We start from the raw sequence: 22512 nt of genomic DNA on the forward strand, positions 1-22512 counted from the left end.
TTTCTGCCTAGTGTTAAAGATGCGTCCACTGAAAATTATAGGCATAATATTATTACTTCTATTCTATCGTAAATATCAAGAGCCGAGACTAATTAATTAGTCTCGGCTCTTAGTTTCAAACAAACGTACTTAAGCTTTTAAATGGATCTAGCATGCAAAATAGCACTTTATATATACGCAAATTACCGCCTAAAGTAACAGTTAAAGGGAGATCTTTGATCAAAATTTATTTTAAAGTAACACTTTTTTCTTAATGAACTAAAGGGGCAGGTTAGTTGAAGAATATTAATGAATTTTTTGTTAGGATATAAGCTATAAGAAAGACGTGAAAAAGTATAAAAATACTATAAAAGGATGTTAATTTTATGATTAAGAATCATGAAGAATTTAATGAAATTTTGTTAGCCAAAAGAAATTCAGGTAGTGTAACTTGCAGTTTCAAAGACATGAATCAATTCGTAAATACTACAACAAATGAAATTGCAAAAGAACTGTTCTTGAAAGAACTTGGTCTTAAACCTAAGAGGATAAAAGGAAATTGGAAGCAGATTGACCAAAGTATTGCTAAAAAAATCCTTGAATATATTTTATCAATGGACATGGCTTATGATATTGAATTAGAAACTAAGCCTTTAGCAAATATGTTAAGCAATTATTTCTTAAACGAATTTCTATCTAATGCTATTTATTATACTAATGGTGACTTCGATGAGGATGATGGCTTCTTTAGGCTAAGAGGATGGCAATCTATCACAGACTCCACATTTGATACAGGAGTCTTAGTAATAGATAAAAATAATATAGGTATCCTTTGGGCGGAAGATAACGACTGATAATTTTATGGAACTAACGGGTGCTTTACTTCAATAAGGTAGGTTGCTTAAGCAGCCTTAAGGCACTAACGGGGCAGTTTAGTTTAATAAGAGAGAAGCCTATTTTATGTCGCTTTTATTCATCTAAATACCAGATAGTTCTACAAATAGATAAATATGATAAAGTTAAAAAGGATGTAAAAGAGACAGAATTTTGGACAAGGAGATATAAAGTGAAGAAATTAAAAAAACGAGTTTTTCTAGGGTTAGGTGTGCTGATGGCTGCGTATATACTTTTTGTAGTCTATGATTACTTAGACAATCAGAAAAAGGAAGAACAGAGCCGAGCATTCATGGAAGAAAGCAATAAGGTATTTAATGAATATGATATTAAATCGCTCGGAGTCAATCCAAATAACAAAACGATTAAAGTCCATGTGCCGATAGAGGAAGAACAACGGAATGAACTGGCCTATTCTTTGGCTCAAATCGCCCAAAAGCATGGCATGAAGGATTATGAAGTCATAGTTAGAGCTATAAGAGATGGGTACCCAATTTCCAATTGAAAGCCTTGTGAAGGATTTTACTTAAACTAACGGGTGCTTTATTTCATTACCAGGAATATGAGACATTAGAAGCTCAGCTTGATAATTATAGAGGTTTTGTTACATTGGATGAACTTTAGATCTGTTGCTTATTAATCTAACTGGCAGTCTTATACTCTGTTTAAATAAAAAAGGCTGTTATTCTCAGGAAAGGAATTAACAGCCTCAAAACAGGAACATATTTCCAATATGGTACAATGATTTTAGGGATACCACCAACAAAACGCAGAAAATGTTTTCCGCGAAATGTTGGTGCCCCTCTTTATATATTAATGACTCTACTACAAGTTTGAGCAATATGATTATCATGGGTAACAATAACAATTGTGTTACCCTCGTTATTAAAATCCTTTAACATTTGAATAATGACATCCCGATTTTCTATATCTAAGGAGCCTGTAGGCTCATCTGCTAGTATGAGTTGGCTTTCTTGTAAATATAGTTTTAGCATTGCTATTCTCTGTTGTTCCCCTCCACTTAGCTTATATACATGTTTATCCATAAGTTTCTCTAAATGGAGCATTTTTAGTGCTTCTTTAATTTTTTGTACTCTTTCATTTTTAGACAACTTTTTGTACTCTAATGCAATATTTAAATTCCATTTTACTGTCTCATCTTCTACCAAACCATAATTTTGAAATAAATAACCAATCTTATTACGTCTTAATAACATTGCCTCTTTCGAGTGGATATCAACATTCTTTTTATTAAATAAATATAAATCTCCCTCAGATGGTTTTGAGATTAATCCCATTATATTTAATAGTGTAGTTTTGCCCTTACCACTCTTACCCATGATTGCTACCATTTCACCATCATTTATAGAAAAGTTAATGTTTTCAATTACCGTATTTCCATTAAACTCCTGACATATGTTTTCTAATCTTACTATCTCCAAGTTAATTCCCACCATTCATTACTTTATATACGTCTTTAACTATTAGCTTATTATACAAATAAAGCATAGATGCCAAATCATATAAGATAAACAACAAATAAATGAAAATATTTACATTTAAAATATACAAAACACTCGAAACACCGATCATAAAAATAATCATTACTAAATTAGCCCTTAAATTCTTTAGTAAATGATACCCTTGCATATATCTTGCAGCATAACTTCTACCATTTACAATCATATCTATATAATTTGATATATAAATGATAAAAATTAATACAATGATAAATAAGAATACAAAAAGCTTTGCTTGGTCAAATAGAAATTCATAACCACTGAAAATAGATTCAAACGGGGTCAACAAGTTATGTGCCATATATAGATTATCTAAATCATACTGAATCAACATACTTTTAAATTCTTCCCTATCATTTAACTTAAAAGCCAGCTGGGAAGATCCTAGCATATCGAAATAAAAACCACTTCCAAAACTTCCATTATCAAGCATGATAATAGAATCAGTAAGTTCGATATCTACCTCATCTTCATAGGGAATTGAACTTAATATTTTATATTTATATCCATTGTTAATATAAATAATTTGTAAATCATCAATACTAACTTCCTTACCTTTAATATCATATCTTGTATTATAGTTTAATGTGGTATTATACCTTTCTATAAAATATTTTTTTATATCCTCTTCACTATCTCTATATTTTTCAGGAACAAGAATTGTAGGGGTATCCTCATTAAAATCCCAATCCATTTTAATGTCAGTATAGTTTTCTATATAATTTTTATTTAAAATTAAATTGTTTCTTTCATTATTCATTACTTCTTCTCGCGATATTCCACGACTTGCTAGGAAATTTGGATCCAAATTATCACGAACTGGATCAAACATAACATACGCTTGATCTATATTTTTGACGTACATCTTCTTTACATTGTCTGCAACTTCTTCTAACCTTTGGGGATTGTTGAGTAATTTATCATATTCATCTGAATTTCTACCATGCGAAGAATACAAGGAATTTAACATTTTATAGTCATCATATTTTTTATAGACTTCATCTAGCTCTTTGTAATAATTAATAACAAGATTCATTAGAATGGTTACAGAAAGAATTAATATAATCTTAATCAAATTAATAATCATATATAGCCTGTTAGAAAAAATTTTATTCTTTAATGCTGCAACGATATTGGTTTTCCTTACAAAATGTTGTAATAGTAATAATAACAAAATGATTATCATACTAACGACTGATAAAAATAAAAATAAGAAAATTGTATAAGTCCAAGAAAATTTATCAGTTATTAAATAAAATACTGAATGTCCCACAACCAAGATTGTTATAAGGATTCCTTGAATTTGTAAAGTTTCCTTTATATTCGTTATAACTATTTTAGTAGGAGAAAAACCACTTAACTTTTTCACTGCATTTGTTTTAAATCTAAATATTGTATATATGTATAAAATTGTAAAGGTAGTGATACCTAATACTAAAAATTGTAATAGATTGTTATTAAAAATTTGATTGTAAGACAACCTATTCTTACTTACTGGTTTAATGTCTACTGCAGTCCTTAGTGAAAGTTCTACCATTTGGTTATCGGATAAATTTGCACTAAAATATCCAGAACTATCTATAAACTCATCTTCTGTCATTTTAAAATACCGATAAATATTATTGGAAATCCCAACATATTGTTTTACTGAGTTTATATCTGTATGGTAAATATCATAATAGGTTTTTCCATCTTCTGACATTGGATTTTTTACTATCTGAAAATCTACGTTCTCTTCAATAAGTCCTTTATAGACTTTTAATAAATCTTGACCTGTTTCATAATCTACTTTATATTCATTTAATGAGGAATCTCCTATATTATTAAGCCCATAGATTTCATAAATAGAGTTAGTGTAGATATAGGAGAATATAATCATTAAACCAGTCAAATAAATTATATATATTTTTTTCATATATATTCCTTCCATCTTCTTATAATATATATATCATTAGCTTAATTACTTGACTCTTGCATTTTTACCAAAAGCCCTAAAAAGGGCCTATTTTTGAAAGAATCTAGTTAATATGTATAGTTCATTACCGCAAAACACTAGTATATATTTTAAATGTAAAAAATAGTATATTTATCCAACTCAGGCTGTCGAGAAAGTCTCGACAGCTTTTTTCATATCTATTTACTACAAAATATAGTGGTGTATCAATGAATTAATACCCGTATGTTGTGGTAATAGGACAAATAAAACATCAAAAAACCCCTTTTTCAATATCTCATTTTGAAAATTAGGGGTTTTTCTACAATCTGAGTTGGATATATTTATCCAACTATTTTTTTATTGGCCACATAATACGTGATAATAACCTTTTAAATACTATTAATATGAATCTCCCCAATTACTATAATCTGATTTATATTTTGTCGTTATACTTTTATAATCATAATCAGAAGTTTCATTAGCATACCATACTCTATTTGCACTTTTAAATGCTTCCCCTATTTTCCAACCAGATGAATATACAGTATTACCAACTTTAACTTTTGCTAATACTGCATAATTTTTTCCATCATCTCTACTGCCAAAAGCCTTATGGTCCCATATACGACAGAAAACCTTAGTATCACTTTCTCCAGCATCAACAGCGAGCGCTCCAACAGCTGGGTATTTAATAGCTGCTTGTGCCACAAATGGAAAACTCAAACAGATAATTGCTAAACAGAGAATAGATTTTACTTTTTTCATATTTCCCCCCCTAATTGTAAATATTATGTAGCCTCTTTTTAAAAATATTTACATATTTTAATATACTTGGAAGTTAATGTTTTTGCAATAAAATTGTTACAAATTGTCATAATACCGTTAAGAAATGAATGAAATATTAATAAGTGATATTCAATCCTATAAATTTCCTAATTTTTATTTCAGCTTTTTTTTGAAATTCGACAAAAAAATAATGTAACATAAACCTTACGGTAAAGACAACTTAGAATTTGCGGATAACAGAATTTCAAGGTACTCTATGCAACTAGGCAAATGTGCAGTAACAGGGGAATTTTTGAAATCCGACAAGCTGCACTGTCACCATAAATTACCCAGACATATGGGTGGTACAGATGAATTTAGTAATCTTGTAATCGTGCATGAAGATGTACATAGATTAATACATGCTACTAGTGAAACGACGATTGAACGATATAGGAACATTCTTCAATTAGATGGAAAACAACTGAAAGAAACTACAAGAGATTGTGAACAAAGTTACTTAAGCTAACGGGTGCGTTAGTTGATTATGGAACACAAAAATGATAAATCTTTTTTATAAAAGAATAATCCAATTAAATAGTATAAGGGCATGTTTTGATTTATCTTTTTTCAAAACATGCCCTTTCTATTTATTCATTTATCAAGGTTTCTTGTATTAACTTGATCAAACTTTATTTCAAATCTACTCCTCACCCTATAAAATCTAGAGAGGTAGGTGAAGAGTTCTTCATGTTTTACAGCTAGCTTAAAAAAGCTTAAACTCCAATATTTAATTAAGAACTAGGTTTATTTATCAAACTTCATCCCTTTTAATAAATCTGCAAATGGATTATTAATCGGTTCAGCTTCTTTTTCTTGCTGTTTTAAGTACTTTTGTACAGAGCGTTTATCCACTTTTCCACCAGACTCTTTTTTTCGTCTTGCTTCAAAAGCAGATAGTTTCTCGCGATATCCACATTTACATGTGAAGATTTGACCGTCGCCTTCACCACGTAGTTCCATTTTCTTTTTACATTGAGGGCAGCGTGCGTTGGTTACGCGTGCCACGTTCTTTTTATGACCACATTCACGATCTTGGCAGACCAGCATTTTACCTTTCTTGCTGTTCACTTCAAGCATTGGCTTACCACAGTCTGGACAAGATTTTGTTGAGATATTGTCATGTTTATACTTTTTATCGCTAACTTTAATTTCACTGACAATCTCTTTTGTGTAATCTTTCATTTCATTGATGAACGCATCTTTTTTCAGTTTCCCTTTTGCGATTAGTTCAAGCTTTTGTTCCCATTCAGCTGTTGTCGCAGGAGATTTCAATTTTTCTGGCACTAAATCTAAAAGCTGACGTCCCTTAGAAGTGATATAGATTTCCTTACCGCCACGTTTTTCGAATAAGAACGAATTAAATAATTTATCAATGATATCAGCACGAGTGGCTACTGTACCGAGTCCACCAGTTGATTTTAACGTGTCTACAAGCTTCTTATCGTTTGTTTTCATATATTTCGTAGGGTTTTCCATTGCTGATAGTAAAGTCGCCTCAGTAAAGCGTGCTGGGGGCTTTGTTTGGCCTGACGTTTGAGTGATTAATTTTGTCTTTATTACATCGTCTTTTTGAATACGAGGTAATAGCTGCTCTTTTATATCATCTGTTGATTCTTCATCATCAAAATGGTTTTCATAAACTTCCTTCCAGCCAGAATTAATCACTGATTTTCCTTTAGCAATAAACTTTTGATCACCGATTTTCGTTTGCACTGTTAATTGCTCATATTCAAATGCAGGGAATAAAACAGCTAAGAAGCGTTTCACGACAAGGTCGTAGATTTTGCGTTCTTTGTCAGTGAAGGATGAAAAATTTACATAACCTTCAGTTGGAATAATTGCATGGTGATCACTTACTTTACTATCATCTACAAACCCTTTTGACGCTTTAATAGGCTTATTTAACACTTTATTTGCAAGAGGACGATATTCACCTATAGCACATGCTTTTAAACGCTCTGGAAGCGTACTAACTATATCTGAGGATAAATAACGTGAATCTGTACGGGGATAAGTTAAGACTTTGTGTTGCTCGTACAGTTTTTGCATAATGTTCAATGTTTCTTTAGCAGAATAGCCAAAGAGTTTATTCCCATCACGTTGTAACTCTGTTAAATCATATAGAGCAGGTGCGAATGTTTTCTTTGCTTTGCGGTCAATGGCAACAACAGTCGCATCTTTACTTCCAAGTGATTTCACGATTGCATCAGTCATTTCTTTATTAAAGCTACGACTATTTCCGTTTGCATCTTGCCACGATAAATTAAGTCCATCTGTTTGGGCTTCAATTCCATAATATGTTTGAGGTTTGAAATTCGTAATTTCATCTTCACGTGCTGCAACCATTGCAACTGTTGGTGTTTGAACACGCCCACAATTTAATTGTGCATTAAATTTTGTTGTTAAAGCACGAGTTGCATTTAAACCGATATACCAGTCTGCTTCCGAACGTGCTACTGCAGAGATATATAAGTCTTCATAAGCTTTACCAGGTTTTAAGTTATTGAATCCATCTTTAATAGCTTTATCTGTTACAGAAGAAATCCAGAGACGTTTGATAGGCTTATGAACTTTTGCTTTATCAATAATCCAACGTGCAACTAATTCTCCTTCTCTCCCTGCATCAGTAGCCACAATTATTTCATTCACATCACTGCGATTTAATTGTGTTTTAACAGTATTGAATTGCTTTCCAGTTTGTTTCATGACAACTAACTTCATGTGTTCAGGAAGCATAGGAAGGTCTTCTAATTTCCATGTTTTATATTTAATATCGTATGCCTCTGGATCTGCTAGTGTAACTAAATGTCCTAATGCCCACGTAACGATGTATTTATCGCCTTCTAAAAATCCATTGCCTTTTTTATTACACTTCAATACATTTGCAATATCACGTGCAACTGAAGGCTTTTCAGCAATTACCACACTTTTTGACATTTGTTCAAACTCCCTTACTAACTATTTACCGTCTAATATAACATAATTTCAAGGAGGTAATTGTCTATAGACTCCTATTTAGAGGACATAATAGACATCGCTTGTTTGAGAATTTCAACTTCTTTTTTTAAGCGTATATTTTCTTTAGAAATCTCATTTAACTTTTTAGGAGAAATTGTAGTTTCTATATTTGAATAAATCTTAACCCATGTGTAAATAGAAGTAGGGGATATTCCATATTCGGCCCCTAAATCTGGAACAGATTTACCCTCAATATGTAATTTAACAATACGTTTTTTAAACTGCTCGTCATATTTTTTATAAGTCATCATTTAAACCTTCCCAGACAAAATTTTATTTTAATTGCTTAATATTGTATCATCAGTATGTTTTGATGACTATAGTCGGTCGAAGGGGATGGCATTTTTCTTAGTTAATTAACTAAGAGGTGATGTCATGGAAGTCTCAGAAGCATTTGGTCAAGTATTACGTAAACATAGAAAAGCAGCTAATCTTTCACAAGAATATTTAGCCCTACACTGTGAATTAGATCGAACTTATATTGGTTTACTTGAAAGAGCACAAAGACAACCAAGTATATCTACGATATTTTCAATTTGTAAGGTGTTAGAGGTAAAGCCCCATATATTAATAAAGGAAGTAGAAGAGTTAATAAACTAAAAATAATTTATTATACTAAAATCAATTGAGAGCCGACGCATTATTAAACAATCAGTGTCGGCTCTTGTTATTTAAGGTGCAATTACCAATTTAAGTAGATTTGTTTGGTTTTATCTAATTGATATTAAATGAACGTCGCCTTTCTAAGTAGCAAAAGCAAGAAATATTCAAAAATGAGCAGGGGTGGTGTTATTAAGTATATGCTTTTGTAAGGCGTTAGATTGTCATCCTGATGATATTGTTGAATACTGAATATGAATAAATCTTATTCAACTAAAGGTGCGTTAGCTGAAGATCGGAGCTGTCTTAAGGCAGCTTTTTCTTCTTTAACTAACAGGTGTTATTATTTAATTAAAAATCTACTAATCTAGTATAATAGTTCTTCTTTTGTCTATACTGTCTATTAATATAATAGATTGGGGAGAAACAGGTATGATCTTAACTGATGTATGGGGTTTATATAAGGCAGATAAGCAAATCCAAGGTTATTCTCAACAAACATTAAAGGCCTATTATGTCCAATTTAACTTGTTGGTGAATAGTTTTGGAAATATATCCATTCAAGAACTTTCAACTAATTCTCTTAAAGTTTATCTGGGAAAAGCAGCTGAAAAGCTTAAGCCATCCAGTCTGGGTCACAGAATTCGATTTATTAAATCTTTATTTAGATGGGCTCAGGATGAAAATTTAATTAATGGAAATCCTGCTTCCAAAATCAAGGAACCAAAATTAGAATTAAGGGTACCAAAATACTTGTCTGAAGAGGAAATTGAGCATTTGCGGGAAGCTTGTCATACAACATTTGAAAATGCTTTATTTGAATTTATGTATTCAACAGGATGCAGAATTGGTGAAGCAATAACGCTAGATAGGGACTCAATCAACTTCTCTAATCAATCAGCAATCGTATTAGGTAAAGGACATAAAGAACGAGAAGTATATTTCAATACTCGTTGTGAAATATGGTTGAAGCGATATTTAAATGAGCGAAAAGATCAGGAGGAAGCACTATTTGTGACAACACGTGCACCCCATCGAATGAGTATTTCTCAAGCGAGAAACATTATAAAACTGGTAGCAAAAAGAACGGACATTAAAAAGAGCATTCATCCCCACCAGCTTAGACATAGTTACGCCACAAATTTATTGAATAATGGAGCCCCTCTAGAAGTGATTCAAAATTTAATGGGTCATGAAAAAAGTGAAACCACAAAAATTTATGCATATCTAAGTGGTGCTTTGCGGAGAGACTTATATAGAAAGTATTTTTAAGGGACCAAGGGTCCTTTAATTTTGTTCGTAATGAACTATCGGGGCAGGTAAGTGGAAGAACAGTAACAGAAAAGGTAGGGTAATTTGTAGGAGGTGCTAGTATTCGGGTTTTCTTATGTTTTTTTTATTTGTTTCTTTTAAGTGGCCTAGTAATGGGTTCAATGGAAAGTATTTTTTTTACTGATATTTTTGGTAAGGCAGGTAAAGGTATTCCAACACTTTTGGCAATACCTTTACTTTATTTGATACGAGATCATTTTAAAGAGATAAAAGATCTGGATTTTGGAATGATGTTGTTTTTAAGTATTGCTTTATTAACAGGACTTGCAGTCATCTTTGTTGTTTAGAGATGTTAAAAGGTGATTTTAAAATTTTCTTTTAGTGAATAACGGGTGCGTTAGCTCATTAAGGAACACAAAAATAATCAATTATAAAAGTAGAATCCAATAAAATATATAAGGGCATGTTTTGATTAATCTTTTCTCAAAGCATGCTCTTTTCTTTTGTTCGTTTATAAAGGTTACTAGTATTAATTTAATTAATCTTTATTTCAAAGCTACTTATGAAAGAATCAGGTAACTATAAAGAGCCTTACTGAATTTTATGTAGCAAGGCTCTAACCTTTTTTAATTATAATTATTACTATTTTCTTAAATAATTTATAGATAACTTTATATTTATTAACGTGAACTTTTAATCTATTCTATATCTAAATTAAACATTTTATTTAATTCACTAATATTTGTTTCTTGTTTACTTTTAAGATTCAACTCATTTTGAAAGATATTAAACGGAGTATCTAATTCTAATGTTTTTGTCTTTTGAACTGGCAAAGGAATAATTTCTGCCTTCACATTAGCTTGTTTTAACTTTTCTGAACGTCCGTATAAATGAGGAAAATAACTTTCAGCAACAATTTGATTATAAAGTGTTTCTAAGTGTACTTTCTGATCCGTTGTTTTGGATAGCTTTTCTTTTAGTTGATCCATTTCTAACTGCATTTTATGCGTAGATTCCTTAAGTGTTTGTAATTGTTTAGCGTCAGTATATAGATCGCTAATAATATTTAAAAGCTTTGCAATTTCATTTTTTAACTCTATTGTATTAGTACCGTATTTTAAAAATAGTTCTTCAACGCTAGGAATTGTTATAATACCACTTTCATCAAGTTTAGGAATGTGGACAGGTGAATTTAATTGATCGATGAATTCTTTCATTCGTCTACTCCAAGTATTTCTACCTATCCCGGTTTCCTTTTCTAATAATAAAGATGTTAATTTACGATTAGGTTGTTTGTATTTAATTTCTAAAGCAAATTGCTTTAAATCCTCATCAGACCATTTTTGTGGTTTACCTCTTTTAGGATTTACCATTCATATCACCTGCAATATCAGCATCTACTTTAGATTTTAATTCAATATAATGATGAAATTTTCTAGCTGCTGATTTTCTTTCTGCTGTATTTAAATCGTGACCATATCTTTGTGGTAAGGAAAATAAACTCTCTAAGAGCGCAATTGACTCTTCAATTCGTTTTTCTAAATCTTTAGAGTGATGAGAAAGCCATTTTATTGCTTCTTCTCTTTCATTAACACTAGGAGAGAAAATGTATTTTGGACAAAACTCACAAAATTCAATACAAGTGTTCGGAAAATTATCTTTAAGCTCTGAACAAAAACCATATTGAACTATACCTACATGCGATTCGTTTAGCTTATTCCTCTCAATTAAAGATTTATGAACAATATATTTTTTCCAACCTACAATAGAGCTGTCCATTTTATAGCTAATATTAGTTTCAAGTTTTAGTTGAGCTAACCTATATACATACGATTGTGCGAAATGTTTAGCATGACTGAAATAACCTTGCGTAATTTTAAGTTCACTATGACCGGCTAGTGTAGCCACATTATGCATACTAAAACCTTGTAAACACATATTAATGATAGCGAAATGTCGAGTATCACCAGCTTTCACACGTTCTAATTTGTATCGCCGATATTTTTCTTCTGCGATTTTTTTATAGAATCGATCTTTTAAATCATTAAAATCTCGTAAATTCATTATTGGATTCTTCTTTTGCCCTCTAACTTTAGAATTTATGCTGAACATTTCTGATGGAAAAAAGTATTCCGAATTAGGAAAATAAATATTTACTTTATCTTTAGCTTCAGTTAAAAGTTCATATGTTTTTCGATCAATTGCAACTGAATCATACTTTATGGAAAAGCCGATTTCAGAAGACTTATTTTTTATACGAGGGACAGAAATAGTATAGGGCTCGTTTTCACTGTCATCATAAGATAGGCAGTTCTTTTTTAGTTTCAAAAGCTCACTTGGACGCATTGGAAGCGTATTAGTTAGTAGCCACCAGACTAGGATTGGTATATACCCTATAACTTCTTCTACATCATTATTTTTAAAATAATGGTTAATGATATCATCTAATTCAAGTACATCTTGAAAATCAGGTAAATCTCTGGTTGTTTTAGGCTGCCTAGGCATACTAGAGCAAATATTAAGGATCTCTTGGTGATTATCAGTCCTATAAAAATCAATGAAATTAGATGTAGTACTAACCATGTGATAACCAAGATATTTATATTTCATAATATTCTCAGCCAGTAAACTTTTTAATTGAGTTAAATCTTCAAAACCTCGCGAACCGAGTATAACATTTCTTAATGAAGCTATTTCATCATAAATAGTTTTAGGAGTCTTGCCTGATATAAGCCTAAGCAATAGATAAAACTTTAAATGTTCATTTATTTTTGGATAACTAATTAAATTAAATTTCAAATGTAAATCTAATTGCGATAAAGAATCATAAACAAACCAGATATTATCTTCAAAAAGGCTGTTTTTTATAATTTCACTTTCGACTAAATCATCAAAAATCTTTTTGTAATCACTTAATAACAAGTCATTTTTAGAAACTTGTTGAATAGATTCTACTTTATAAAAATCTGATTCATTTAAAGTTTTTCTAATCTCCATCATTAACTCCTGGTATATAAATTTTATAAGCATACTGTTTTAATAAATTATTTATTTTATTTACATCTACATAAGCTTTTACATGATTTTTACCGAAAGTGTTATTTGCTTCGCTTAATATCAATAAACATTGCAATAAAAAGCGACTTTGCCTTTTTAAAAGGTTTTCATTTTCACTTTCCTGTATGGAGGTTAAGAGTCTTAAAAGTTCTTGATTTAATTGGATTAGAATTAAATTTTGTGGAAGGACATATTCGCAATACATACAATTCATTAAAGCTGGATAAGCACAATTAGGAAAAACTAAACATTGAGCGTGATCAGTTTTAGATGGCATAGAATGATTTGATAGTTTTGAAAATAACTTGTGTAATTGCTGCGTATTTAAACGCATAACTTGATGTATCACTTTTAAACGTTTTTCATAGATTGAATTTATTACATTTTCTACTGTATCATCATTAGACTCCTCTATAGCAGAAGGGGATAAATAATTAGTAATATAAGCAGCTATTGACTCAGTTTCTTTAAGAGGGAAGTGTTCTTTTATCCCTTCAATAATAGTTGTCCTATCTTCTAGGCTTAAGATTTTATAGTTATCAGTAAACGTAAATCTTAATAATTGTTCATATAACCATCCAAAATTTCCTCTTCTGAAAATATTAGTGGAAACTCTTCCAATAGAGCCATCTTTATTCATCATTTGTATATAAGCTTTTGTGCTATCTTCGTTTTTATGTGATCTTGCATTTTTTGCTAAAGTAAGTGCTAATTCAGAATCGTAACCATCTCCTTCAGTTACAGACCCATATAAGTATGTTGCTAAAGAACGGTTCATTATTAAACTACTAAATCTAAATCCTTCAAAATCTTTATAATCGTCAAAGAATTTTAAATGAGCGTCTCCACCTTGAGTCCTTATTTTGCGGTATTTACCTTCGATAAAGGTGTCTAACTGAAGCGTATTGTCTTCTCTTAATCGTTCTGCTAAAACTAATGCATAAGCAAGTGGTTGCTCTAAATTTGAGGGCACTAAGAAAGTAAGTAGCTCACCAGTTTTAGAAGCACGCTTATTTCTATATGAAAGATACAAAGTTTTGATTACTGTTTGAACTTGATGTTTATTTAATTTGAAATTATTAGAATGAAAATCTGATTCTTGGATATCAAGTTCTTTTAAATTCAAGATAGGCGTGTTAAGAATTAAATCACTTCCTCGAATAAAGTCGCAACATAGTAAAGTTACATAAACCCACATATTCACATATTTTCTTTTACTAAGGCTCTTTTCGAAATGAAGTTCTATATTTTGTACATGTTTATATATTTGATTAAAAGTTGAAGCTGAATAAATTTCTTGTTCATTCCGGTTGTTCTTTTGGACAGCTAATATTTTATTCTTTTGTGATATATTCTTTTGATCAAAAACATATGATAGAAAACGAGTAAAAATCAGTCTTTCCTTAGAAGTGAACAATGTTTCTTTTAAAAATAATTTGTTTAATTCCTCAATATCCGTTTCAAAGACTTCTCTATGTAAGTTATTTTGTAATTTGTTATGAAAGTTAATAAATTGAGCAATAGTAGCTTTCTTATAAGTCGTAGAGCCTGTACTTTTATTAAAGTAAACACGTGAATACTCTAAAAATAGATATTGAGTTTCAATAAACAATATATTTTGTTTGGTTTCAATAGAGATTTTTTTAATCGCATATTCACAATCGATTTCTACAATGCCATCACGTTCGTGTAAAAATTGCTTGTATTTAGCTAGTTCTTCTTTTGATATAGATACTTGGCCATTTATTTTCTCTGCATTTATTTTATGCTTAGACGCTTTCGAATAAATATTATTATAAATTGCAGTAATACTCCTATTAAGGATTTTTGAGACTTCTCTAATTGAATAATAATCTTTATTCAAATGAACCATGACTATTGGATTTCCTTTCGATAAGCTTAGGGATGTAGTTTTCATGCATAAGATCTAGCTTATTTTCAATTTTTTTATGCATTCTAGGTGTTGATACCATATAGGAGAGTGCAGACTCTAAACTAGAATCACCTCTTAAATGTGCAATTTCATAAGGATTCTCTGCTTCATTTGCTATGAGATTTGTAAATGTTCCTCGTCCTATATGAGTAGACCATTTAATGCTTTTTAAATGTTGTGCTACTAAACGATGGTCAATATTGTTTGACTCTTCTAAGGTAGATATTAATTTCGCTTTACATTTATCAAAGTACTGTCTATAACTTCTACCTGACATTGGTTGGTCACCGTTGTTTAAAAATAAAGCATTAGTTGATTTAGAAGAGTATAAATTTAAATGTTGACGGATTAATGCAGCTCCCCAACCATTAACATCTAATACAACCTGAGAACGTGTCTTTTTAACAGAAGCATGCTCTTTTAAATCTGTCCTGAAATTCTGGTTCTCTACTTTTAAAATAATCTCTCTGTTTGCAATAGCTTTTGAAACCTGTGTTCTTTTTAGATTCACCACTTCAGATATTCGTAATCCTCCAAAGATTTGAAAATATATCCCTAATGCAATTCTAGGAGTATGAGTAGAGGCAATCTCTAAAAATAAAGGTATAAATTCAAATGGTAGAATGTGTTCGACTTCTTTAATCTTCTTTTGTGGATAAACTACTTTAAAAGGGGAATTAAAATACCAGTTATTGTGCTCTGTTTTTTCTTGTTTGAAATCAGATAAACTAACTTTAGGTAATAGTGATTTGTTAATTCCCCAAATATAGAATTGTTTTAAAGTTCTTTCGGCATCTTTAACGGTTTCTTGAGAAACTTTATTAGTACCTAACCAACTTAAATATGTTGATCCATGTGTAACAGTTAGTTCAGTTAGATTCTTGATTTTTAAACTTGGATAATGATTTATTAAGTAGTTTAAAAACTTTACTGTATTTGTAGCGTGTTTCTTCTGTGTGTTAAACAACTTGTATCCCCATTTATCGATGATAAAGTTACTAAGATGATGAATTACATAAGTATCTTTTTCAATATCTTTAATAGTAATTAAACAAAGGTGTTTTTTCTCTTTAATATTCTGATTCTCTCCAATGACATAATCAATCCAAATAGGATGAGTTGTAAATTTAAAGTGTTCATTTGCACAATATGCTGAGATGATATCTCCCAAGTTTCGTTACCTCCTTTTTATATTTATGTGCAATAGATTTTATGAGGTTATTACCACCTGCCTCCCTAAGAAACCTAATAATAAAGCTCCTTTGGTGTTCTTTAATATTGTACGTATTTTTATTGTACATCATCATAGAGATATGCAGGCCGTGAAGGGGAACTTGTTGCACGCTGGATTCTCGAAAAAGCGAATGTGAAGAAGCCGGTCAAGCGGCTTTGGATTTCCTCTGTAACGGATAAAGCGATTAAAGATGGATTTAAAAATCTGAAAGACGGCAAGGAGTATGAAAACCTATTTGCCTCTGCTGTAGCAAGGGCGGAAGCGGACTGGATCGTTGGGATGAACGCGACACGTGCCCTAACGACCAAGCACAATGCCCAGTTATCTTGCGGGAGGGTCCAAACGCCGACACTTGCGATGATTGCAAAAAAAGAAGAGGAAATAAAACAATTCCAGCCTAAGAAATATTATGGAGTTTCGGCAATTGCAGAACCCAATTTGCGCCTCGTCTGGCAAGATGCCCAATCAAAAGACATCCGTACATTTGATAAAAACAAGGCAGAAAAGGTTCTTGCAGCCGTTAAGGGGAAAAGTGCAGAAGTGGTTGAAGTGAACAAGGCACATAAGAAAAGTTTTTCCCCTTCTTTATATGATTTAACAGAACTTCAACGGGACGCCAATAAGAAATTCGGCTATTCGGCGAAGGAGACGTTATCGATCATGCAGCGCTTATATGAAAGCCATAAGGTCTTGACTTATCCAAGGACGGATTCACGCTTTTTATCAACGGATTTGGTTGATACGCTAAAAGAAAGATTACAGGCTGTAAGCATTAAACCATATGCCCAGTATGCATCGAGGATCCTGCGCAGCCCGATTAAAGCAAATAAATCGTTCGTGGACGATAGCAAGGTTTCTGATCACCATGCAATCATCCCCACTGAGCAAACGCCGCTGCCGGGAAAACTGAGCGACAAAGAATCGAAAATCTATGATTTGGTCGTTAAAAGGTTCCTTGCTGTATTGATGCCGCCTTTTGAATATGAACAAACGACCATCACCGCAAAAATGGGGCAGGAGATGTTCATGGCAAAAGGGAAGGTCATCCTGAAGTCAGGTTGGAAGGAAGTTTATGATCATCAATTCGATGAGGAAGAAGCTAAGGATGGCCTTGCGGAGCAATTGCTTCCGAACGTTCAAAAAGGAGACAGTTTAACCATTTCGACTGTGAAACAAACAGAGGGTGAAACGAAACCGCCGGAACCATTCAATGAAGGGTCGCTTCTTTCGGCAATGGAGAATCCTGCTCGTTTCATGGCAGGGGAAAGCAAAGAGCTCATCAAGACTCTTGGTGAAACTGGCGGGATTGGAACTGTTGCAACACGTGCGGATGTCATTGAAAAACTGTTCAATAGCTTCCTGATCGAGAAGAGAGGAAAGGGCCTGCATGTCACCTCGAAAGGGAAACAACTTCTTCAACTGGCACCTGAAGACTTGCGTTCTCCAGCTTTGACAGCTCAATGGGAGCAAAAGTTAACTGCGATAGCAAAAGGAAAGCTGCCAAAACAGGCTTTCATCGGCGATATGCGCGCCTACGCCAAAAATATCGTCCATGAAATCAAAAATAGTGATCAAAAATTCAAGCATGATAACGTGTCAGGAACGAAATGTCCTGATTGCGGCAAGCTGATGCTAGAAGTGAATGGTAAAAAAGGAAAAATGCTTGTCTGTCAAGATCGTGATTGCGGCCACAAAAAAAGTGTTTCACGTGTAACAAATGCCAGATGCCCGCAATGTCATAAAAAGATGGAAATGCGCGGTCAAGGAGAAGCACAGACATTCACCTGTAAATGCGGTTTTCACGAAAAACTATCTTCTTACAATAAACGAAGAGGGCAAAATAAAAATCAAAAAGTATCCAAAAATGAAGTATCCAATTATATGAAAAAGCAAAATAAAGAAGAGCCGATCAATACTGCATTGGCAGATGCCTTGGCAAAACTGAAATTCGATAAATAAAAGTAAAAGGATGGAGCAATCGCTCCATCCTTTTTCGGGATATTACCGCTTCGACTAAATTTCATTCAGTACGGTGCCATGTAATTCATATTCAAGTGTTTTGTCAGTGTGTGTGTGTTTATCCGAATCTACTCGTATGAGCGTACTGAATGGCTTCTGATCACCCGGACTGAAAATTGCTTCATCATTCTCTGGATTCCATAGGCTGTAAATACTCATGATCGTATCCTCCTCCTTTGGATGAGAAGACTAGTAATTCCCATGCTTGATCATCATCTAACATTCCATTGACTCTAACGCTGATCGCCGGGACTAAACACCGCTGCGTCATTCTCTTTGTTCCATTGGCTTCTGATTGTACTCATCATGCACTATCATCTCCTTTGGTGAGAATGTCTTACAGTATTTGTATACCCGGATTGGACAGGTTAAAACATATATTATAAAAAAACTTGATTATATCCAGAAATCAGTATTTTTATATATCGATGTGATAAATAAGCCTTTTTTTGCTATCAAACAGTTTGTATTCTTGTTCGCCAATATTTCCAAGCTTTCTGCATAGTATTGCAATCAGATTTTATATCTATATGGCTTGATGAAATAATTCAGCTTTGAGACCTGCGTTTTCCATCAAAAAAATCAACAGAAAAAACCCCTGTTACTCAGCGGAAGGACCGCTTGTAACAGGGGTTTATAATTAGCGTCCCAGATAGGAATCGAACCTACGACCTACAGCTTAGGAGGCTGTCGCTCTATCCTGCTGAGCTACTGGGACATATGTTAAAGTCGACGACTTATTTATTATATTTCTTATAGGCAAACTTTTCAAGCTAATAGCACATACTTATGAAAAAAAATCCTCAAGAATGTTCAGCGCATCGCTAAGCTCTCGTTTTTCCTCTTTTTTCATTAAATGGAATACTTTATTATTCGCTGGTTATCTGGTACTATTATACTATAAAAAATCAGGAGAATGATAGTGAAAAAATATAGAGTTTTAAGGATGGCGGCATTGCTGGGGATTTTGATTTTACCTGGATGCACACAAGGGATTTTAGAGGGGATAGGCACAAAGACGGCTGCACCGATTGCGGAAGATGACATTGAAGTGGCCGAAGCGGCTGAGAATGGGAGCGGGCAGGATTCGGAGGGGCAAATCGATACGGGAGACTGGATAAAGGCCGAGTCCCCGGTCCAGCTTCCGATATTGATGTATCACAGCATTTCCCAAGGTAATGGCCTCCGGGTTCCAAGGGAGGAATTCCGATCACAGATGGCGTGGCTTCGGGAGAATGGTTACTATACCTTATCCCCTGAGGAAGCATTCCTCGTTTTAACCGAGAATCGGATGCCAAGTGAGAAGTGCGTCTGGCTTACTTTTGATGATGGCTATACAGATAACTACACGGAGGCATTCCCGATATTAAAAGAAAATGATATGAAAGCAACTGTCTTCATGATAGGAAAGTCCATTGATAAAGGTCATCACCTGACTGAAAATCAAATGTTGGAGATGAGCAGGGATGGGATTTCAATTGAAAGCCATACCATCAACCATTTGGAGCTGAACCGCATGACGGCAGAGCAGCAAGAAGCGGAAATGGTCCAGTCGAAGGTGTTGTTCGACCGTATCCTCGATCAGGACACGACAGTGCTTTCCTATCCGGTTGGCAGGTATAACGAAGAGAGTCTCAGGCTGTCAGAAGAGGCTGGATACAAGATGGCAGTCACTACCGAACCTGGGGGAGCTTCAAGCGACCAAGGGATGCATGCTCTGCATCGAGTTCGGATTTCACCAGGGTTATCGGTCAATGGGTTTGCGTCGCTGATTGAAAATGCTTCAAAGCACTGAAGTTGGAAGGGTCATTTCGCACTTGTTCAGAAAAATCATATAATAATCGATTCTTACATGGTGTATAATGAAGGCAGTGAAAATTATATACATATGAACGATTTGGTGTCTTAATGACTTAAAAGGGAAGTTGGTGAAATGCCAAAGCGGTCCCGCCACTGTATATGGGAGCTGACGGCTGTGTACCACTGTATGAGATATGGGAAGGTGCCGTTGACGATGACCATGAGCCAGGAGACCTGCCAGAATTCGTACACCTGTAACCTACGCGGATGGGAAGGTGTGTGGCAGACCCTATGAAGAGTCCGTATTGATATTGTTGCCATGCAAGCATCTTCCGTTTAACGGGAGATGCTTTTTGTTTTCAGGCATCTTCCAGGATTGGTTTTCTCTATTAGGTATGAAGAAATTAATAAAAAGATTGTGGGGAATGAAAATGAAGAAGATTTTTGGTCTGATACTGTTAATGTTACTTACTGCAGGCATGATGGTTGGCTGCGGTGGCGCTGCTGATGAAGGAAAAGAAAAAGAAAAAGAGCAAACGAATCATGCTCAACACGAAGCTTTCCCGATTACGATTAAAGATGCAAGTGGGGAAAAAGTAACGATAGAAAAAGAACCGAAGAAAATTGTTTCGTTGATACCAAGTAATACGGAAGTGGTCTTTGCACTTGGTTTGGGTAAAAAGGTCGTTGGTGTTTCCGACAATGATAATTACCCGGAGGAAACGAAAGAAATTGAAAAAGTAGGCGGAATGGAAATGAACACGGAGCTGATTGTCTCCATGAAGCCTGACCTTGTTCTTGCGCATGCATCAAGTGCCCATAATTCAAATGAGGGGTTGCAGCAGCTTAAGGATGCTGGAATAGATGTACTCGTAGTCAATGATGCACAAAGCTTTGACCAAGTCTATGAATCTATTGAAATGATTGGAAAGGCAACGGGAGAACATGATAAGGCAAATGAAATCGTTGCGGATATGAAAACGAAGCTCAAGGATATCCAGGAAAAAGCCAAATCCGTAAAGAAAGAGGATAGGAAGACCGTTTTAGTGGAAGTTTCGCCTTCACCGGAAATATACACACCTGGGAAAAATACTTTCATGAATGAGATGCTTACTATTATTTCAGCGGATAATGCCGCTGCTGATTTGGACGGTTGGGCAAAAATTGATGAAGAGTCGATGATTGCTGCAAATCCTGATGTCATCATTACAACGTATGGTTATTATACGAAAGATGCAGTAAGTGAAGTGAAGGCCCGAAAAGGATGGCAAGACGTAAATGCTGTTAAGGATGGCCAAGTCTTTGATGTCCATTCTGACTTGGTGACCCGTTCCGGTCCACGCTTAATAGAGGGAGTAGAGGAACTTGCCAAAGCAGTCTATCCGAACCAATTTGACAACTAAATGGGCGTTTGCTTATTTGATTGCGTTGTTCATTTTGTTATTCGCAATGACGATAGGCATTTCCTTTGGTTCGGTGCCAGTACCGATTCCCGTACTTATGCAAATAATCGGCAAGGAGATTTTCCACTTGCCGATTTCTGCCGATCCGGATGTGATGCTTACGAATATCGTGATGAACATCCGCTTGCCGCGGGTGCTGCTCGCTGGTTTGGTTGGGGCATCACTTGCGATTGCGGGTGCGGCTTTTCAGGGACTGCTCCGGAACCCGCTCGCTGATCCTTACACATTAGGTATTTCATCAGGTGCATCGGTCGGAGCCGTATTGACCATATTTTTGAATATATCACTGCCATTCATCGGTTTATATACCCTTCCGGCATTGAGTATCTTATGTTCAGTGCTCACGATGCTCTGCGTACTGACTTTTGCAAAAAAAATGGATCGATCGATGAAAGTGGAAACGATCATCTTAACGGGAATCATTTTCAGCTCGTTTTTAAGTGCCTTCATTTCATTGATGATTGCGCTGACGGGTGATGAATTAAGACAAATCATCGGCTGGCTGATGGGAAGCGTTTCAATGCGCGGATGGAATTATATCGTAATCATTTTGCCGTTTTTTATCATTGGTTCGTTGACCTTGATCATGAATACAAAAGAATTGAATGCGATGACTTTCGGGGAAGACCGGGCAAAACACTTAGGTGTGAATGTCAAGCGGCGGAAAATGTGGATCTTGATAGCCGGTTCGTCATTGACAGGGGCAGCCGTTGCCGTTTCAGGGGCGATTGGTTTTGTAGGATTGGTCATTCCTCATTTTATCCGTAAGATTTGGGGACCTGACCATAAACATTTGCTTCCGTTGTCATTGCTGATAGGAGGCGGATTCTTGATATTGGCCGATTTTGTAGCACGAACGATCATTGCCCCATCGGAACTGCCGATCGGGGTGATCACCTCACTTATCGGGGCACCTGCATTTGCGCTGATTTTATTAAAGAGACGGAGAGAAGGGTAAA

18 protein-coding genes, 1 tRNA gene, 2 pseudogenes and 1 riboswitch are annotated in these 22512 nt (G+C 34.1%); of the genes and pseudogenes, 10 read left to right on the forward strand and 11 right to left on the reverse strand.

Annotated elements, in window-relative coordinates:
- Positions 1-365: 365 nt before the first annotated feature.
- Together J7I96_RS05490 and J7I96_RS05495 are read left to right on the forward strand one after the other, a co-directional pair.
- A complete protein-coding gene (locus J7I96_RS05490; RefSeq protein WP_214772448.1) occupies positions 366-833 on the forward strand; it encodes a hypothetical protein in 468 nt (155 codons plus the stop codon).
- 212 nt (positions 834-1045) lie between these two features.
- Positions 1046-1378: a YolC/YozM family protein gene (locus J7I96_RS05495; protein WP_057219383.1), complete on the forward strand. Its 333-nt coding sequence runs from the start codon at positions 1046-1048 to the stop codon at positions 1376-1378.
- Between the two features lie 301 nt (positions 1379-1679).
- On the opposite strand, the gene J7I96_RS05500 is transcribed toward J7I96_RS05495, so the two are convergent.
- From J7I96_RS05500 to J7I96_RS05510, 3 genes are all read right to left on the reverse strand, one after another.
- Entirely contained in the window at positions 1680-2315 is a 636-nt protein-coding gene (locus J7I96_RS05500; RefSeq protein WP_056520936.1) for a putative bacteriocin export ABC transporter, read from the reverse strand.
- 1 nt (position 2316) lies between these two features.
- Positions 2317-4308: a hypothetical protein gene (locus tag J7I96_RS05505; protein WP_214772447.1), complete on the reverse strand. Its 1992-nt coding sequence runs from the start codon at positions 4306-4308 to the stop codon at positions 2317-2319.
- 420 nt (positions 4309-4728) lie between these two features.
- Positions 4729-5094: a hypothetical protein gene (locus J7I96_RS05510; RefSeq protein WP_214772446.1), complete on the reverse strand. Its 366-nt coding sequence runs from the start codon at positions 5092-5094 to the stop codon at positions 4729-4731.
- Between the two features lie 235 nt (positions 5095-5329).
- On the opposite strand from J7I96_RS05510, the pseudogene J7I96_RS05515 reads away from it, so the two are divergent.
- Positions 5330-5623: pseudogene (locus tag J7I96_RS05515) on the forward strand (HNH endonuclease signature motif containing protein); the annotation flags it as partial.
- 278 nt (positions 5624-5901) lie between these two features.
- Here the strand turns inward: J7I96_RS05515 and J7I96_RS05520 are convergent.
- Positions 5902-8094, reverse strand: coding sequence for a DNA topoisomerase III (locus tag J7I96_RS05520; RefSeq protein WP_214772444.1), 2193 nt, complete (start codon positions 8092-8094; stop codon positions 5902-5904).
- Between the two features lie 74 nt (positions 8095-8168).
- Positions 8169-8426 carry a transposase gene (locus J7I96_RS05525; protein ID WP_214922142.1) on the reverse strand — a complete coding sequence of 86 codons (258 nt, stop codon included), beginning with the start codon at positions 8424-8426 and terminating at the stop codon, positions 8169-8171.
- A 124-nt stretch (positions 8427-8550) separates the two neighbouring features.
- Between J7I96_RS05525 and J7I96_RS05530 the strand changes: the two genes are divergently transcribed.
- The 3 genes from J7I96_RS05530 to J7I96_RS05540 all read left to right on the forward strand — a co-directional run bounded on the left by J7I96_RS05530 (position 8551) and on the right by J7I96_RS05540 (position 10394).
- Positions 8551-8775: a helix-turn-helix domain-containing protein gene (locus tag J7I96_RS05530; RefSeq protein WP_214772442.1), complete on the forward strand. Its 225-nt coding sequence runs from the start codon at positions 8551-8553 to the stop codon at positions 8773-8775.
- 432 nt (positions 8776-9207) lie between these two features.
- On the forward strand, positions 9208-10047 hold the full coding sequence (locus J7I96_RS05535; protein WP_214772440.1) for a tyrosine-type recombinase/integrase: 840 nt from the start codon (positions 9208-9210) through the stop codon (positions 10045-10047).
- 152 nt (positions 10048-10199) lie between these two features.
- Positions 10200-10394: a hypothetical protein gene (locus tag J7I96_RS05540; RefSeq protein ID WP_214772439.1), complete on the forward strand. Its 195-nt coding sequence runs from the start codon at positions 10200-10202 to the stop codon at positions 10392-10394.
- Positions 10395-10745: 351 nt separating this feature from the next.
- Here the strand turns inward: J7I96_RS05540 and J7I96_RS05545 are convergent, their stop codons facing one another.
- From J7I96_RS05545 to J7I96_RS05560, 4 genes are read right to left on the reverse strand one after another with little or no spacing between them, the layout of a single operon-like run.
- The gene (locus J7I96_RS05545) at positions 10746-11420 is read right to left on the reverse strand and encodes a hypothetical protein (RefSeq protein WP_214772438.1); all 675 of its coding nucleotides are present in this window, start codon (positions 11418-11420) and stop codon (positions 10746-10748) included.
- Positions 11407-13044, reverse strand: coding sequence for a tyrosine-type recombinase/integrase (locus J7I96_RS05550; RefSeq protein WP_251025287.1), 1638 nt, complete (start codon positions 13042-13044; stop codon positions 11407-11409). Before J7I96_RS05550 ends, J7I96_RS05545 begins: the two co-directional genes overlap by 14 nt.
- On the reverse strand, positions 13034-14977 hold the full coding sequence (locus J7I96_RS05555; protein WP_214772627.1) for a helix-turn-helix domain-containing protein: 1944 nt from the start codon (positions 14975-14977) through the stop codon (positions 13034-13036). Before J7I96_RS05555 ends, J7I96_RS05550 begins: the two co-directional genes overlap by 11 nt.
- The gene (locus J7I96_RS05560) at positions 14961-16208 is read right to left on the reverse strand and encodes a tyrosine-type recombinase/integrase (RefSeq protein WP_214772437.1); all 1248 of its coding nucleotides are present in this window, start codon (positions 16206-16208) and stop codon (positions 14961-14963) included. The genes J7I96_RS05555 and J7I96_RS05560 overlap by 17 nt, the downstream gene beginning before the upstream one ends.
- A gap of 144 nt (positions 16209-16352) precedes the next feature.
- On the opposite strand from J7I96_RS05560, the pseudogene J7I96_RS05565 reads away from it, so the two are divergent.
- A pseudogene (locus J7I96_RS05565) lies at positions 16353-18230 on the forward strand (DNA topoisomerase III); the annotation flags it as partial.
- A 54-nt stretch (positions 18231-18284) separates the two neighbouring features.
- Here the strand turns inward: J7I96_RS05565 and J7I96_RS05570 are convergent.
- Both J7I96_RS05570 and J7I96_RS05575 read right to left on the reverse strand, forming a co-directional pair.
- On the reverse strand, positions 18285-18449 hold the full coding sequence (locus J7I96_RS05570) for a hypothetical protein (RefSeq protein WP_156404392.1): 165 nt from the start codon (positions 18447-18449) through the stop codon (positions 18285-18287).
- A gap of 485 nt (positions 18450-18934) precedes the next feature.
- Positions 18935-19008: transfer RNA gene (locus J7I96_RS05575), tRNA-Arg, on the reverse strand.
- 228 nt (positions 19009-19236) lie between these two features.
- Between J7I96_RS05575 and J7I96_RS05580 the strand changes: the two genes are divergently transcribed.
- From J7I96_RS05580 to J7I96_RS05590, 3 genes are all read left to right on the forward strand, one after another.
- Positions 19237-20085, forward strand: coding sequence for a polysaccharide deacetylase family protein (locus J7I96_RS05580; protein ID WP_214772622.1), 849 nt, complete (start codon positions 19237-19239; stop codon positions 20083-20085).
- A gap of 86 nt (positions 20086-20171) precedes the next feature.
- Positions 20172-20346, forward strand: a riboswitch (cobalamin riboswitch).
- A gap of 175 nt (positions 20347-20521) precedes the next feature.
- Complete coding sequence (locus J7I96_RS05585) at positions 20522-21493, forward strand: ABC transporter substrate-binding protein (RefSeq protein WP_214772436.1); 972 nt, start codon at positions 20522-20524, stop codon at positions 21491-21493.
- Positions 21456-22511, forward strand: a complete 1056-nt coding sequence (locus J7I96_RS05590; protein WP_251029099.1) for a FecCD family ABC transporter permease — start codon at positions 21456-21458, stop codon at positions 22509-22511. The genes J7I96_RS05585 and J7I96_RS05590 overlap by 38 nt, the downstream gene beginning before the upstream one ends.
- Position 22512 lies beyond the last annotated feature (1 nt).

Source organism: Bacillus sp. ISL-78, assembly GCF_018613455.1.
Taxonomy (GTDB): domain Bacteria; phylum Bacillota; class Bacilli; order Bacillales; family DSM-1321; genus Peribacillus; species Peribacillus frigoritolerans.